General features: G+C 44.8%; 11 protein-coding genes. 2 read left to right on the plus strand and 9 right to left on the minus strand.

The annotated features are described in order from the left end of the window. Nucleotides 1-16: 16 nt before the first annotated feature. Nucleotides 17-1,222, minus strand: a complete 1,206-nt coding sequence (locus BZA03_RS09995) for a glycoside hydrolase family 105 protein (RefSeq protein ID WP_039236567.1) — start codon at nt 1,220-1,222, stop codon at nt 17-19. A gap of 681 nt (nt 1,223-1,903) precedes the next feature. Between BZA03_RS09995 and BZA03_RS10000 the strand changes: the two genes are divergently transcribed. After that, a complete protein-coding gene (locus tag BZA03_RS10000) occupies nt 1,904-4,603 on the plus strand; it encodes a TonB-dependent receptor (protein WP_014949881.1) in 2,700 nt (899 codons plus the stop codon). Between the two features lie 203 nt (nt 4,604-4,806). Then, entirely contained in the window at nt 4,807-5,742 is a 936-nt protein-coding gene (locus BZA03_RS10005) for a rhamnogalacturonan acetylesterase (protein ID WP_110288687.1), read from the plus strand. 144 nt (nt 5,743-5,886) lie between these two features. Here BZA03_RS10005 and BZA03_RS10010 read toward each other — a convergent pair whose 3' ends face one another. From BZA03_RS10010 to BZA03_RS10045, 8 genes are all read right to left on the minus strand, one after another. Further along, nucleotides 5,887-6,858 carry a sugar kinase gene (locus BZA03_RS10010; RefSeq protein WP_110288688.1) on the minus strand — a complete coding sequence of 324 codons (972 nt, stop codon included), beginning with the start codon at nt 6,856-6,858 and terminating at the stop codon, nt 5,887-5,889. Next, a complete protein-coding gene (gene eda / locus BZA03_RS10015; protein WP_014979614.1) occupies nt 6,855-7,493 on the minus strand; it encodes a bifunctional 4-hydroxy-2-oxoglutarate aldolase/2-dehydro-3-deoxy-phosphogluconate aldolase in 639 nt (212 codons plus the stop codon). Before eda ends, BZA03_RS10010 begins: the two co-directional genes overlap by 4 nt. After that, nucleotides 7,493-9,034: a mannitol dehydrogenase family protein gene (locus tag BZA03_RS10020; protein ID WP_110288689.1), complete on the minus strand. Its 1,542-nt coding sequence runs from the start codon at nt 9,032-9,034 to the stop codon at nt 7,493-7,495. Before BZA03_RS10020 ends, eda begins: the two co-directional genes overlap by 1 nt. 2 nt (nt 9,035-9,036) lie before the next feature. Beyond that, a complete protein-coding gene (uxaC, locus tag BZA03_RS10025) occupies nt 9,037-10,452 on the minus strand; it encodes a glucuronate isomerase (RefSeq protein ID WP_039225321.1) in 1,416 nt (471 codons plus the stop codon). 11 nt (nt 10,453-10,463) lie between these two features. Continuing rightward, complete coding sequence (locus BZA03_RS10030) at nt 10,464-11,954, minus strand: UxaA family hydrolase (RefSeq protein ID WP_110288690.1); 1,491 nt, start codon at nt 11,952-11,954, stop codon at nt 10,464-10,466. A gap of 209 nt (nt 11,955-12,163) precedes the next feature. Further along, entirely contained in the window at nt 12,164-13,180 is a 1,017-nt protein-coding gene (locus BZA03_RS10035) for a LacI family DNA-binding transcriptional regulator (RefSeq protein WP_014949874.1), read from the minus strand. A 146-nt stretch (nt 13,181-13,326) separates the two neighbouring features. Further along, nucleotides 13,327-14,622: a TRAP transporter large permease gene (locus BZA03_RS10040; protein WP_014949873.1), complete on the minus strand. Its 1,296-nt coding sequence runs from the start codon at nt 14,620-14,622 to the stop codon at nt 13,327-13,329. Continuing rightward, nucleotides 14,622-15,107: a TRAP transporter small permease gene (locus BZA03_RS10045; protein WP_014949872.1), complete on the minus strand. Its 486-nt coding sequence runs from the start codon at nt 15,105-15,107 to the stop codon at nt 14,622-14,624. The genes BZA03_RS10040 and BZA03_RS10045 overlap by 1 nt, the downstream gene beginning before the upstream one ends.

Consider the following 15,107-nt stretch of genomic DNA (forward strand, 5'->3'; position numbering starts at 1 on the left):
TTTAATTTAGCGCTTTTTACTTATTCAAATAATGTGCAGCCAGAATGAATGGGCCTACACCTTTCGCGTCGTTTGCTCTGATTGGCTCACTCATGTAGTAGTCGAATGAACCATCTCTATATGGATTTCCACCAAGACCAGCAACAGCGCAAACTTGCTCAAGGCTGATAACGTTAGTATCTGGATTAACCGAAATCATTTGATCAAGGAGTCCAGCAAACCCTTTTTCTGCGTGAGCTTTGTATTCCTCAGGAAGAAACTTAAGGCTTGCACCTTTAGCCATAGCGTAGGTCAACATTGCTGTACCTGATGCTTCAAGGTAGTTTCCTTCACGGCTTCCCAAGTCAGTAACCTGATACCAGGTGCCTGAATTATGTTGATAGGTAAGCGTAGCGTCGATAAACGCTTTAAAGCGCGCTTTTAGCCACGGTGTTTTTGGATGTTCGGCAGGAACAACTTCTAGCACATCCACCATTGCCATAGCATACCAACCTAGCGAACGTGACCAGTGATGTTGAGAAAGACCTGTTTCTTTATCAGCCCACTTTTGCTTTTTAGATGCGTCCCAGCCATGTAAGGGGAGGCCTGTTTTTTCGTCGTAAAGGTGCTCTTCAATGAGTTCAAATTGCAAAAATACGTCGTCTAGCTCTTTCATATCGCCGTACTTAACAATGTATTCAGCGTAGAAGGGGGCCCCCATGTATAGGCCATCAAGCCACATTTGGTCTGGATAGCGTTTCTTATGCCAAAAGCCACCTTGCTCGGTACGTGGGTGAGTAGTAAGCTGCGTTCTAAGTAGGTCAGCGGCTTTTTTGTATTTAGGGTTGCCGGTTTCTTCATAGAGGAAAAACAGCACTTTACCAGGGTTAACCATATCAATATTAAACTTATTGATATCATAGGTTTTGATACTTCCGTCTTGTTGAACCAACATGTCGTAGTAACCTTTTACATAAGACAGGAGACGGGGATCTTTAGTCTCTTGATAGACTTCTGTTATGGCAAGAAGGTTGAGACCGTGAACGTAATCCCATTGTGGCTTCTCATCCCAATCGATTTGCCAAGCTTCTGGGAAACGCACCATCTCAGACTCTATCATTCTCATAGACCATGATTGTGTGTTGTCGAGAGGCATTTGTACCCAATCATTTGCATTAGCAGCGGAAGAAACAAACGCCGTGCAAGCTACAACGGAAGCTGCGCGTAGAATACCTTTTAGCATAACAAACCCTTATTTTTATAACATTGTAAATACACTCTGTGCTACCGGTAGCATAATGGTTTTTATTTGCTCATATGTCAACGGAATTATTTACATTTTTTAACTTTTATTTTACGCATCTGAAAAGTGTTCAATGTGACGTAAATAACTGTATTTAAATGTTTTAATTAAAGCGTTTATTCTGCTTTGGTTGGTTTCTATAGTCTCTTCTTCTTTCATCATTGCATATCAAATTTCTACTTATTGTAAATTTTTTCAACAAAATTGTTGCCACCGGTAGCATAACTGTTTAGGATGTAAATCAAATGTAAAGCTTGAGTGTTGTTTTCGAGGTTTACATTATTGCCGAAGAGAAGTTTTGCGTTAATTAGAAAACATAGCTGTACCCTGCAACTCTTCTCATTCAAGGTTTTGGTGGTTTACGAGACCACTATAGAGAATGAATTAGAATTGACGCGTTTTCGCTTCCTTAACAGCCAAGACGTGCTATCGGATAAATGTAAAGCATTGACGGTATTAATCACCAAAATGTTATCCGGTGGCATAAAGGGGAGTGAAATGGTTAAATACGATAAATGTTGAATTTGTGTAAATTTGAATAGTTCACACACGTTTCAAAAGCATCTTCACCTTTTGTCAGTATGCGCGTCTCTTATAAATATAAAAACCGGAGAAACAACAATGTTACCAAAGAAAAAGCAACTCGCTGTTCTTGTTACGCTAGCGTTGTCAGGCGCACATATTCATGCGCAAGAAGCCACAGACGAACAAGCCAGTGAAACCGAAGCGCAAAATATGGAAGTCATTGAAGTATCAGGCTTTCGTGGATCACTTAATAAATCACTGATGGAAAAGCGAACATCAGTTAACAGTAAAGAATCAATTGTTGCGCAAGACATTGGTAAATTCCCGGACTTAAATATTGCTGAGTCAATTCAACGTGTACCCGGCGTAGCCATTTCTCGTGAAGGTGGAGAAGGGCGCCAAATTACTTTGCGTGGTTTGAGCCCTTCATTTACCCGCACAACACTTAATGGCATGGAAGTGCCAGCAAGTACAGATGGCACTGACTCAGGTGGCGGTGTAAACGGTGGACGTGGCTTTGACTTTAACATTTTCGCTTCTGAATTGTTCAACCGCGTAGATATTCAAAAATCTCCTACCGCCTCTATGGAAGAAGGCGGCATTGCAGGTACGGTTGATCTGTACTCGGCAAAGCCGTTTGATTACGACGGTTTTAAATTCGTTTCATCTCTTCAAGGCGGCTATAACAGCATTACAGAAGAGACCGATCCTCGCGCCGCTTTCATGATCAGCAACCGTTTCGCTGACGACAAAGTCGGTGTGCTTTTCTCGGCCGCGTTCTCAGAGCGCACAGTAAGACAGGAAGGTTTTGGTACAGTTCGTTGGACTACTCCAGTTCGCGATGGTGGTGGCATCTTTGGCGATACATCAAACACGGTTGTTAACGGCACACCTGACGTAGATGATTGCCAGTATGAAGGTGAGTCGGTAGACCCGATTAATTGTTTATGGACACCTCGTTTACCTAGACCTGACTACTTTGGTAATGATCAAGAGCGTGTAGGCTTCACCGGTTCAATTCAGTGGGCTGCAACAGATAATTTCACACTAACGTTAGACGGTTTAGTGTCTAAACTTGATAACACCCGTACCATGTATAACTTCTTCCACATGTTCAGAAGTACATTCGAAGAAATTACGCCTACCTCTATTACTGTTCATCCTAATGGTCAACAGGTGCTGGCTGGTACGTACGACGGTATCAAATCGCGTATTGAAAGCCGTTTACAGGAATCAACCACTGACTTTAGCCAATTCGTAATTTCTGGCGAGTGGTTTATTGGTGAAAACCTTAAACTTGATATGATGGCCGGTACAGCAGAGTCTGACGCTCGTTCAGAGCAATATCGTTACAATATGACGCTGCTGGAAGAAACCAGCTACGGCTTTGACTTTAGCAATAACAGCAACGCGCCAGAAGTGACTTACGGTTACGATGTTAACGATGCAAGCAACTATAATCTAAGCGATGGCCGATTACGTGCTACTGATGTATTGCGTGAAAACGACACGGTCAAATTTGATGCGACATACTTAGGTGATGAAGTCACTATTAAGGCTGGCTTTGCCTACAATGACCGTGTTGTAACCTACAGTGAAGAGCAAATAAATGGCTTCCCAGATCAAGACTCGGCAGTAGGTTTTGCTGAAATTATGCCGGTAGACGATTTCGGAAGTGGTTTTGATGGCCCTCTTGACCCGTTCCTTGTAGCCGACTTTGACGCTATTAATAGCCAATTGTTAGATGTTGTTTGGACACCGCGTTCTGCACAAAGCTGGCAAGTAGGCGAAGAAACATCAGCTATGTACCTTGAGCTTGATACGAGCTATGAGATTGCCGACATGTTACTTCGCGCTAATTACGGTGTGCGTTATGTGAAAACAACCACAACCTCTGAAGGCTTTATTCAAGGCGAAACGGTACAAATCGAAAACGAGTACAATAACTTTTTGCCAGCAGTTAACTTAGCACTTGAAGCAACTGATGACGTAGTTGTTCGCCTTGGCTTAACACAGTCTATGACTCGTCCAAGCCTGAACTCATTAAACCCTGGTAACCCAAGCTTTGATTATATTAACGGCTCGGTGAGCGTGGGGAACCCATTCCTTGATCCGTTTACGTCGAACAACGTTGACTTTGGTGTTGAATGGTACTTCGATGACGAAGCGCTACTAGCAGCAACAGTGTTCTACAAAGACATTGATAACTGGATTGTTCGCGCATCAGAAGAGCGTTTAGTCGACAGTGCTTACTACGACTTTATCGACAACGATGCACAGTTTGACCCTGTAATTGCGCTAGACCCACGCACTATTCCATACGAGCATAGCAGTCCAATTAACGCTGAAGACAGAAGTGTAAGCGGTTATGAGTTAATTTATCAGCAGCCGCTAAGTTTCTTACCAGGACTGTTCGAAAACATGGGTATCGTGTCGAACTATACGCACGTTAATGCTGACGACATCGAAGGTATGAGTGAAACATCGTACAACTTTACGGTGTATTACGAAACAGACCAATACGGTGCGCGTGTGTCAGTTAACAAACGCGACGATTACCTGACAGACTTTACTGGCAGCAATGGTAACGTTGCGCACGGTACGACAGGACCTACGCAGGTAGATTTCTCGTCATTTTATAACGTAAACGACGAGCTAACGTTGACCTTTGAAGTCATTAATCTTACCGATGAGTACGAGCGCTTGTTTACCACGGGTGATGGCTCTTTGAACTTGGTACGTGAGTACAACCACACGGGCCGTCAGTTCTTCCTTGGCGCTCGTTATACTATGTAAAAAAACAGGCCGGCCAATTGTGTTGGCCGGCCTGAGATAATAATTAAATGTTGTGTTCCGTGAAGACGGGTGTGTTTGGCCATCGTAATGATGGCCTTTTTTATGTGCAAAAAGTGTAGGCCGGGAGGAATTCAGCACGCCTCTACTTCACTTTTTGAGCAATTTGCATCGCAACAATAGAAATATTGAAAAGGAGAAAAGGTGTGAAAAATTCAAGTAAACCCACCACAGGGAAAATATTCAACGCGCTGCGCTACAGTCTTGCGAGCGTTTTTGTTGTATCGAGTACTTTTGCAGTGGCAGACCAGCAAGGCACGAGTACACTTCACATTAGTTACGCGGCGCAATCTAGCGCTTATGCACTTACCAGTTCGGGTTCCCAAAGTGCTTCAATCCAAAGCGCTACTAATAAAGGCAGTGAAGAGGCTGTAAAAGCTCCACCCTACAAAAAGCCGGTTACCCTACATCTAGTCGGCGATTCAACCATGTCAGACAAGCCTATGTTGTCATATCCAGAACGTGGGTGGGGGCAATTGCTTCCTGAATTCATGCTGCCCAATCTTAATATTAAAAACCACGCGGCTAACGGCAGAAGCACAAAGCGATTTGTAGATGAGGGACGCTGGCAGCTTCTGTTATCCGATCTGTCTGAAGGTGATTTTGTGGCTATTCAGTTTGGTCATAACGATCAAAAACAGTCGGATCCTGCTCGCTATGCCGACCCGGAAAATGCTTATCCAGCTTACTTGAATCAGTTTGTTCAGGATGTTGAAGCAAAAGGGGCATCAGTGATTATCGCAAGTAGTATTTGCAGGCGTCATTTCACTGAGGAAGGTGTATTAAAACGGACGTTGCTGGCGTATGCCGGTGCAGCGAAGAAAGTGGCAGCACAAAATAACGTGCCATTTATTCCTATGAACGCTTTAACTTGCGATTTTCTTGCTAAGGTAGGGGAGCCTAACAGCAACCATTACTTCATTAAGGTGCCCGCCGACCTATATGCGCGCTACCCTGAAGGAAAAACGGACGACACTCACTTGAACGTAGTAGGCGCGGCTAAAATGGCGCAAATATTTGTGCGAGAGCTAAAAGCGACAGCGCACCCACTGGCAAAATACGTATATCGAGACACGTTGTAAGCTCACATAAAAATGAAGTGGCGCGTTATTGCGGGCGTGCCGCGTTTTTTAGTGGGGGATCGCCTTTATCTTAATTAGCGTGCTTGCTTATGGTTACAATGGCAGGAAATAGAAGAGAAAAGAAAGAGGAATGTCACATACCGACTATAGCGACGGTATGTGATTGGTGAAGGCATCGCCTGATATAATGGCACCGGGGTAGGTAATCACAGTCGCTGCCACTTTTGCCCCATAGCTTGCGCTCTCAACAGGTTTTCTACCTGCAAGTCGAGCGGCCATATAACCGCCATTAAATGCATCGCCAGCAGCCGTTGTATCAACCACCTGTTCAACACGCTCAACAGGCACAATACATTGTTCTTGTTGACGGAGTATATGAACGCCAACCGCCCCGTTTTTCATAACGATTTCTTCAATCTGTTTGTCGGCTAAATAGCTAAATATTTCATCAGCATTAGTGTGGCCAAACAACATTAAATGGTCGTCTGCACCTGGGAACGCCAAGTCTGCTTCAGCATATGCCTTACCCGTCCAGTATTTGGCATCTTCTTGAGATGACCAAAGACGAGCTCGATAATTAGGATCAAAGGCAATCTTACTGCCTTTGGCCTTGAGGGACGAAATCAGTTCGAAAAGTGTAGCGCGCTGTTCGTCATCTAAAATGGCGATAGAGATACCGCTCAAATAAAACCAATCACAAGCAAATTCAGCGCCCTTCATAATGTTGAGCGTCTGTGTTGCTGCAGATTGGTTACGCCAATAGGCAAAGGTTCTTTCACCTTCGTTGTCGTTGCGAATCATATACAGGCCAAGGTTACGCGACGACGAGCGAAACACTAAATCAGTGTTAATTTCGTGCTCACCCATTTTAAACAGCAGCTCATCGCTTAAAAAGTCTGCGCCGATCGCCGTTAAGTAACTAATGGAAGATGAAGGCAAGCAGCGTTTTAAATAAACCGCAGTGTTGTACGTGTCGCCAGCAAAGCTTTTCGCCATCAGATTATTATCTGTGTTTTCATCGCGCGTACTAACTGATAACTCACGCTGAGTGCTTCGAAGCTCTACCATGCACTCGCCAAAAATAACCATTCTTTGGTTGGTATCAACTATGCTCATGCCGCAGCCTCATCAAACAATGTTAGGCTTTGTTGACATGCCAAAGTTATAGCTTGCCAATTTTTTGCTTCAATGGCTGCCTTCGGCATCATCCATGTACCGCCTACTGCTCTTACATTGCCAAGCGAGAGATACTCATTCGCGTTGTCGCCATTAATGCCGCCGGTAGGGCAGAAGGAAACATCGCTAAATACGCTTGAAATAGCTTTAAGAAAAGGTGTTCCGCCGCTAAGACTCGCAGGGAAGAACTTCATTTCGCGAATGCCTTTTTGGTGCGCCAAAAGAATATCGGCAGGCGTAGCGACGCCCGGCAAAAAGGGTGCATTTGAAGCAATCAGTGTATCGAGCAATGTCTCTGAGCTTGTGGGCGTTATCAAAAATTGCGCGCCTGCGTCCAACGCTTCAAATACGTGGTTGCGATTTAACAATGTGCCCATACCCACAACGAGTTCAGGAAACTGTTTTCTAATCGCTGACAGGGCTTCAAATGCTGCGTCGCTGCGTTTCACTACTTCTATGTTGCACAGGCCGCTATTTGCAATTGCTTCTGCTAGGTGAAGCCCCTCGTCAACAGATTTAGGCTGAATAATAGGGAGTAATGGGGCGCCTTTAAGCATGGAAAAGGTACTTTTCATCACGCGGTTCCTTTTAGTGAATCTAGCGAACTTTCTGTTAACGTAGTGGGGGCAGAACCTTGCTGACCTTCGTTGCTGTTTTCGTGCGATAAAATGTTAAGCAGTTGATTAACTTTTTCGAGCACCTTTTCCTTGAACGTAGTGTTTACCGACAGTTCGGCGAACATGGTTTCAAGAGAGAGCAATTTTTTAGCAAGTTCTATTGCCTGAAAGTCTACCGATTTTGCTGTGGCCCTTAACATACTATCTAGCGGGTCGGTGATAGTTTCGTTTAAACGTGCCTTGTTGTTTACAAATAGGCACCAGGCCGCAACGGCACTGCAGAGCAAATCAATATTTCGTTTTGCTTTTAGGTTATCGCGTACTGTGTCGAGAATTCGAAATGGGATTTTCTGTGACCCATCCCAAGCAATTTGCGACAACAGGTGGCGAATATGCTTATTCTCATAGCGCTTAACAATGTCTTGTGCGTAAGCGTTCAGATCGAAGTCTTGTGTTCCGCTATCGGCATTATCGTTATCACTGGATAGAGACGGAACAATTTCTTCTTTCAACATGGTTTGAATCAGTTGCTTTATGGCTGGTGTACGCATTGCGTCGAATACGGTTTCCTTGCCAAGCAATAACCCTATGTAGGCCAGTGTTGAATGTGTGCCGTTTAGAATGCGAAGCTTAGCTTTTTCAAAGAAGCTCACATCATGAGTAAAAGTAACGCCAACTTTATCCCAAGCGGGTCGTGGGCCAGAAAAATTATCTTCAACCACCCATTGCGTAAAAGCCTCACGCTGAATAGGCCAGTTATCAGTTAAACCCAGCTCAGCGGCAACGTTGGCTTTAAAGCTGTCTTCAGTTGCTGGCGTAATACTGTCAACCATAGTGCAGGGGAAGGCAATGTTCTCGCTGATCCATTGGCCGAGTGATTCGTCCGTTTTATTGGCGAACTCGGTCACCGCTTTTTGCAGCTTTTTACCGTTGTCTGACACGTTGTCACAGCTGATAATGGTAATATCTGCATAGCCTGCCTGCTTACGTTGTGCTAGCGCTTGCACAATTAGGCCAACTGCACTTACCGGTGTTTCTGGCGTGACTAAATCAGCTTTAATATCCGGATGATCAGTATCTAGATGACCTTGCGCATTAAGGCAATAGCCCTTTTCTGTCACGGTAAGCGTCACAATTTTAGTTTGCTTGTTTACCAGTGCAGCAACAATGTCTTCACGATCATGTGCTAATGTAGAAAGGGTTTTAATTGCGCCGATAATGTGGGTTTCAGGCTCGTTATCAACAATACACAACGCATAGAGATTGTCTTGTGTACTCAACGCTTCTTTAAGAGATGCGCTGCGCATTGACACACCGTGAATGCGCCAGTCACCGCCATAAGCCAGCGCCTTTTCGGTATAATACGCTTGGTGCGCACGGTGAAAGGCACCTGGACCAATATGCACAATGCCACAACCGGTTGCTTCCAGATCGTAATTTGGTTTACTTACGCTGTCACTTAAAAGAGGTAGCGTTGAAATTGATAACGGCTTTGTCATGATTACCCCAGTTTGTACGCTTGTTTAGCAAAATCATAAGTTAGTTTTCTTGCAATGCTGGCCGCTTCTGTTTCACTGATGCGGTGCTCCACAACTAACTGTGCAAGGAAGCGACAATCAATGCGTCTGGCAACATCATGACGTGCAGGAATAGACAAGAACGCGCGCGTATCGTCATTAAAACCAACAGTATTGAAGAAACCTGCGGTTTCTGTCACTTGATGTCTAAAGCGCAACATGCCTTCAGGGCTATCGTGGAACCACCAAGAAGGACCAAGTTTCAGGCAAGGGTAGTGGCCTGCAAGTGGTGCTAATTCACGGCTGTACGTGGTTTCATCTAATGTAAATAGAATAATGTCGAGGTTAGGCTCGTTACCGTATTTACCGAGTAACGGGCGAAGCGCTTTAACAAAATCTGTTTGCATTGGAATGTCGTGGCCTTTATCGCGACCAAACTGTGTAAAGAGCTGACTGTTGTGGTTTCTAAACGAACCAGGGTGAATTTGCATCACCATGCCGTCTTCTACACTCATTCCCGCTAATTCGGTAAGCATTTGCGCTCTAAATAGCTCTTGCTCTTCAGCGTTACTGTTTCCACTTCTTACTTTATCGAATAAAGCAATACACTCAGCTTCACTTAAATCAGCTGTGTTCGCCGTTGGGTGTCCGTGATCCGTTGCTGTTGCACCGTGTTCTCTAAAGACGGCACGTCGTGCACGAATTGCGTTCAGGTAGCCCTGCCAGGTTGCAGTGTCTTCACCGGTGAGTTCACCAAGTTTCTCAATGTTTGAAACAATATCTTCGCGTGAAGCATCGACTACATCATCAGGTCTAAAGGTGGTGATAACCCGCTTTGCCCACGGTGTATCTTTAATCGCTGCGTGATGAGGAAGGGCATCAAGGGCGCCTTCGGTGGTAGCAATCACTTCAATATTGAAGCGGTCCATCAGTGCACGGGGTTTAAAGTCATCCCCTTGAAGCTGCGCAGTGATGTGGTCGTAATAATGCGTTGCGTTGTCGCTACACAACATCTCTCGCAAACCAAATACATCGTGAAATACAGTGTCTAACCACAAACGCGATGGTGTGGCAGCAAATAGATGATAGTTATCTGCCAGAAGTTTCCAAATTTTACGTGGATCCTTTTCCGTTTCGCCGCCGTCCCAACGTGGCACACCAATATCGGTTAATTTAATACCTTGGCTATACAGCATTCTGAACACATAGTGATCAGGGGTGATAAACAACTCGGTTGCATTGGTGAAATTATTGTTTTGTGCAAACCAACGTGGGTCAGTATGGCCATGTGGACTTATGATAGGGAGATCTCGAATTTCCTTATACAGCGCCTTTGCAACACTTCGGGTTGCTTCATCGGCAGGAAAAAGTCTATCTTCATGTAATAATATCGATTCCATAACGCTCTCTTTTAGAGGGTGACGCCACGTTTCCAAATAGCAATCTCATGGCTGCCATTCTTCTCGTTGCAGGTTTGTTGACCAGATGCCACTGCCAAACAATGTTGGAGTAGCGCTTCGGCACACTTATCGATAGAGACGCCTTCCAGAACTTGTCCAGCGTTAAAATCTATCCAATGTGGCTTCTTATTAGCGATATCTGAATTTGACGATATCTTGACTGTGGGTACAGGAAAACCAAGGGGCGTGCCTCGGCCTGTGGTGAATAAAACGATATGTGCCCCCGATGCTGCCAACGCCGTCGAACTAACGGCATCGTTACCAGGTGCTTGTAATAAACTTAAGCCTTTATCTTGCTTGGGCTCGCCATACTGCAAGATGGACTGAATAGTAGACGTTCCACCTTTTTGAACCGCGCCGAGAGACTTTTCCTCTAGCGTGGTTAAACCGCCTGCCTTATTGCCTGGAGACGGGTTTTCGTAAATAGGTTGGTTGTGGGCGATAAAGTAGTTCTTAAACTCATCAATCAGCGAGTTAAACGCCTCGAATACGTCTTTGTTTTTAGCGCGATTCATTAAAAGCTGTTCGGCGCCAAACATTTCTGGCGTTTCGGTTAAAATGACCGAGCCACCTAGATTACACATTAAATCGGTAACACGTCCTACTGTTGGGTTGGCAGTAATACCGCTAAAAGCGTCGCTACCACCGCACTTCATGCCTAAGGTTAATTCGCTAGCGTCGATAGGCTCACGTTTGTCATTAGCCATTACTTTTAACAAGTCATAAACTGCGTTTACGCCTTCTTCTAACTCATCTACCACTTCTTGTGCGTTGTAGAAGCGAACCCGATTTGCCGGTTTATCAACGTGAGGCAGTAAACTCTTAAGCTGATTGTTTTCGCAACCCAAGCCTACAATTAACACCGCACCAGCGTTCGGGTGAGATGCGAGAGAGGCTAAGATAGTGCGCGTGCCATCTAAATCATCGCCCAGCTGAGAACAGCCAAAAGGGTGGGTAAATGCGCGGAACCCGTCGCACTCGCTAGCGAAACGACGATTACATTCGTTGGCAATACGGTCTGCTGTTCGATTTACGCAGCCTACGGTATTGATGATCCATACTTCATTGCGAATACCCACTTTTCCATTTTCTCTTCTGTAGCCCATGAACTGTAACCCAGAAGTAAGATGGTTTTGTTTTGAAGCGGTATTTGACGGCGCGTAAACGTATTGTTCAGTGCCTTTTAACTTAGTCTTTGCGTTATGGCTGTGAACATGTTCACCAGCATTAATTTGGCTTGTTGCAGCACCAATGCTGAAACCATATTTTACGATGTCGCCACCGTCTGACAGGGTAACTAAGGCAACTTTATGGCCAGCAGGAATGTCTTGGCTAACTGTAATGTCATATTCAGCGATGTAAGTGCCAGCCACGATAGGGCAGGTTGCAACCGCAACGTTATCGTTATTATGCACTTTAACTAGTTGTGTTTTAACGTCCATTACAAGTCCTGCTTTATCTTTACGGCTTATTTAACCGCTAAGCGTTGTTAAATAAGCACTGTGTATTTAAAAAGAGCGATAGATTAGAAAACGTTGCTTTTTACGCTCTGTTTACAAATTGTTTATTTTTAACATTCTTTTTTATTGTCGTGCCACCGGTGGCATAATAGGTCGAAAAAGAAGTGTTAGCAACACTTCATTGTAAAAAATCACACTTTTTTGATTGAATCGCGAATAATTAGGTGAGGTTTGACCAGATACGTTTCGGTTTCACTAACTTCACTGCCTTCGATGTGCGCGATGATTTTACGCGCTGCGATAGCTGCCATATCGCCAACGGGACGTTGAACAGTGGTAAGGGCAGGGATCACACGGGCAGCAAGTAGGTTGTCATCGAACCCCGCGACGGATAGTTCGTCAGGTACGGTTATTCCCATTTCATGAGCCACTTTCAATACGCCTGCTGCCATTTCATCGTTGTTTGCAAAAATAGCTTTAACTCGTGGTGACTGAATAAGCAATTGACGCGCGCATTCTATACCGCTTTCGAAGCTGTTTTTACCCTCAATTACCCTGTTTTTAGGTACATCGACACCCAGGCCGTTAAGCGTTTCAACAAAGCCTTCCAAACGCTCTTTTGAGGAATAATACTGTTGCGGACCGCTGATGATACCAATGTCTTTATGACCTAGTGAAACCATATAGCGCGCTAAATCACTTAAAGCAGCTCTGTCGTCACTCACTACGATATTTTGATGGTCATCTAAATCTACTGACGCCATTCGCACATAGTTAATGCTCTTTTGCTGCAGCGCGTCGGCTAATAACTTCGATTCGGATACCGGTGGCAATATGATGACACCGTCTATGTTTGAACGACGTACAAAGTTAATACAGTCTTCTACAAAACCTTCGGCATTATAACTACAAGGGTGTACAACTAACTCATAACCCTTTTGAGAACATATGCTTAACACGCCTCTTTGCACTTGGTCGATATACAAGGCATCGGGGTTGTCGTAAATTAGGCCTATCAAGTATGAGCGGCTAGTACTTAAACCACGCGCTTGCTTGTCAGGGGCAAACCCCGTTTCTTGAATGACCGCTTCAATGCGCTCACGTGTTGCTTTTCCCACATTGGTCGCACCGTTAATGACGCGTGACACGGTACGCTTTGAAACACCTGCTAGGGCTGCAACATCATTGATCGTCGGGCGCTTGTTCATAATTCTCTGTTTTTCCGCGCTATTATGTCGTTACTTCCGATATTACCACACAAATACGGGCAATATGTTTTTGTTACTCAAAAGTGAAAGTTCGTGTGATCAAACTACGCCTGACCACACCTTTCAGTTTTGATGATTCTACCTTACTAAAATCCTAGTGCACGTGGTAGCGCTTCGCTGAACCATGCGACATACGTAACTAGCATAAGAACGACAAACATAGCCACATATAAAGGTATTAGCGGTCGAATGATGTTCTCAAGTTTGGTTTTGGCAATGGCACAGGTAATGAAAAGTACGGCGCCGACGGGCGGTGAGCACAATCCAATAGACAGGTTGAGCACGAGCATGATGCCGAATTGCAGTTCGCTCATTCCAAGTTCTAAGGCCACCGGCAAAAATATGGGCGTAAAAATAAGGACGGCAGGTGTCATATCCAAGAATGCACCAACTACGATAAGCAATAGGTTGATTAAGAGAAGAATAAGTAATGGGTTATCGCTTATCGACAACAGTGCGTTACTTAAGGTTTGCGGAATGTTCTCAAACGACAATAGCCAAGACATCGCTGTTGAGGCCGCGATAAGCAGCATTACAATTGCCGTCGTTTCTGCCGCCTTCAAGAAAATATCAGGTAGGGCTTTCGCATCCACTTCTTTATAAAACACCACAGCTAACAGCAATGAGTAAACCACCGCAATGGCACCAGCTTCGGTAGCGGTAAAAACGCCGCCTACAATGCCGCCAATCACTAAGAATATGAGGAATAGAGAAGGGAGTGCTGCGATAGTTTTTTCGACAACTACTTTAATAGGAAGTCGCGGCGATAGGGGGTATCCCTTCATTTTTGCGTAGATAAAGCACACCAGCATGAGCGCTAGACCCACCATAATGCCTGGAATATAGCCAGCCATAAAAAGGGCAGCGATGGATACGCCACCGCTAGCGATTGCGTATACAATTAAGATATTACTTGGTGGAATTAACATTCCCGTAGTTGATGCAGCGGCAGTGACCGCTGCGCTAAAATTCGGCTCGTAGCCCGCTTTTTTCATTTCGGGCAACATGAAGCTACCAATAGCAGACGTAGTCGCTACCGCAGACCCTGAAATTGCACCAAAAAGCATGCAGGAAACAACATTCACCAAGGCTAAACCACCGGGAAGCGCACCAATAAGCGCCATTGCACATTCAATTAATCGCTTGGCTATCCCGCCGCGTCCCATGATAAGGCCAGATAAAACAAAAAATGGGATTGCCAAGAGCGCAAAGCTATTAAGACCACCAGCCATACGCTGGGCAATAGTAATGGTAGCCGGAGCAATGTCCATGCTCATTACCATAGCAAGCAGCGTGGCTACACCAATGCTGATTGAAATAGGAACATTTAAAAGAAGGAGTACAAAAAAGGCGACGACTAAGATAATACCGGTCAGTTCCATTACGCTGACTCCTTATTGTTGTTTCGCCAAAGTGCAGTAATGTTAACCAGTGCATAGGCAATGATAAGGCCTCCAGATAAGGGAAGCACGCTATAGATAAAGCCCATTTTCACACCTAGCGCTGCTGAGATTTGCTCTAGCTCTAATGTAAGAGACACTAGTTCAGCGCCGCCGTAAACCATCACCAAAACACAGAAGATAATGACAATGACTTCAACGCAGGTAAGTAGAAGACGTTTCACTTTACGAGACTGACGCTCAACAATTAAGTTGAACCCCAAATGCGCGTTTTGGCGATAGGCGTAGGCCGCACCTAAGATGCCAATCCAAATAAGTATGAACCTAGACAACTCTTCGGTGACCGAAGCGGGGTCTTTAAGTACGTAACGTGAGACCACTTGCCAAATTACGGTAAGTAAAATACTTACCATGGCAATAATAAGGGTGCCGGCTAAGGCTTTATCGATGAGGCGTATTATTGTCAT

Origin of the sequence: Alteromonas sp. I10, assembly GCF_003201515.1 — a bacterium.
Taxonomy (GTDB): Bacteria; Pseudomonadota; Gammaproteobacteria; order Enterobacterales; family Alteromonadaceae; genus Alteromonas; species Alteromonas macleodii.

Coding starts and splice junctions, on each gene's coding strand:
- BZA03_RS10000 (WP_014949881.1), top strand. CDS start 1,904: ATGTTACCAAAGAAAAAGCAACTCGCTGTTCTTGTTACGCTAGCGTTG.
- BZA03_RS10030 (WP_110288690.1), bottom strand. CDS start 11,954: ATGGACGTTAAAACACAACTAGTTAAAGTGCATAATAACGATAACGTT.
- BZA03_RS10010 (WP_110288688.1), bottom strand. CDS start 6,858: ATGAGCATAGTTGATACCAACCAAAGAATGGTTATTTTTGGCGAGTGC.
- eda (WP_014979614.1), bottom strand. CDS start 7,493: ATGAAAAGTACCTTTTCCATGCTTAAAGGCGCCCCATTACTCCCTATT.
- BZA03_RS09995 (WP_039236567.1), bottom strand. CDS start 1,222: ATGCTAAAAGGTATTCTACGCGCAGCTTCCGTTGTAGCTTGCACGGCG.
- BZA03_RS10020 (WP_110288689.1), bottom strand. CDS start 9,034: ATGACAAAGCCGTTATCAATTTCAACGCTACCTCTTTTAAGTGACAGC.
- BZA03_RS10035 (WP_014949874.1), bottom strand. CDS start 13,180: ATGAACAAGCGCCCGACGATCAATGATGTTGCAGCCCTAGCAGGTGTT.
- BZA03_RS10045 (WP_014949872.1), bottom strand. CDS start 15,107: ATGACAATAATACGCCTCATCGATAAAGCCTTAGCCGGCACCCTTATT.
- uxaC (WP_039225321.1), bottom strand. CDS start 10,452: ATGGAATCGATATTATTACATGAAGATAGACTTTTTCCTGCCGATGAA.
- BZA03_RS10040 (WP_014949873.1), bottom strand. CDS start 14,622: ATGGAACTGACCGGTATTATCTTAGTCGTCGCCTTTTTTGTACTCCTT.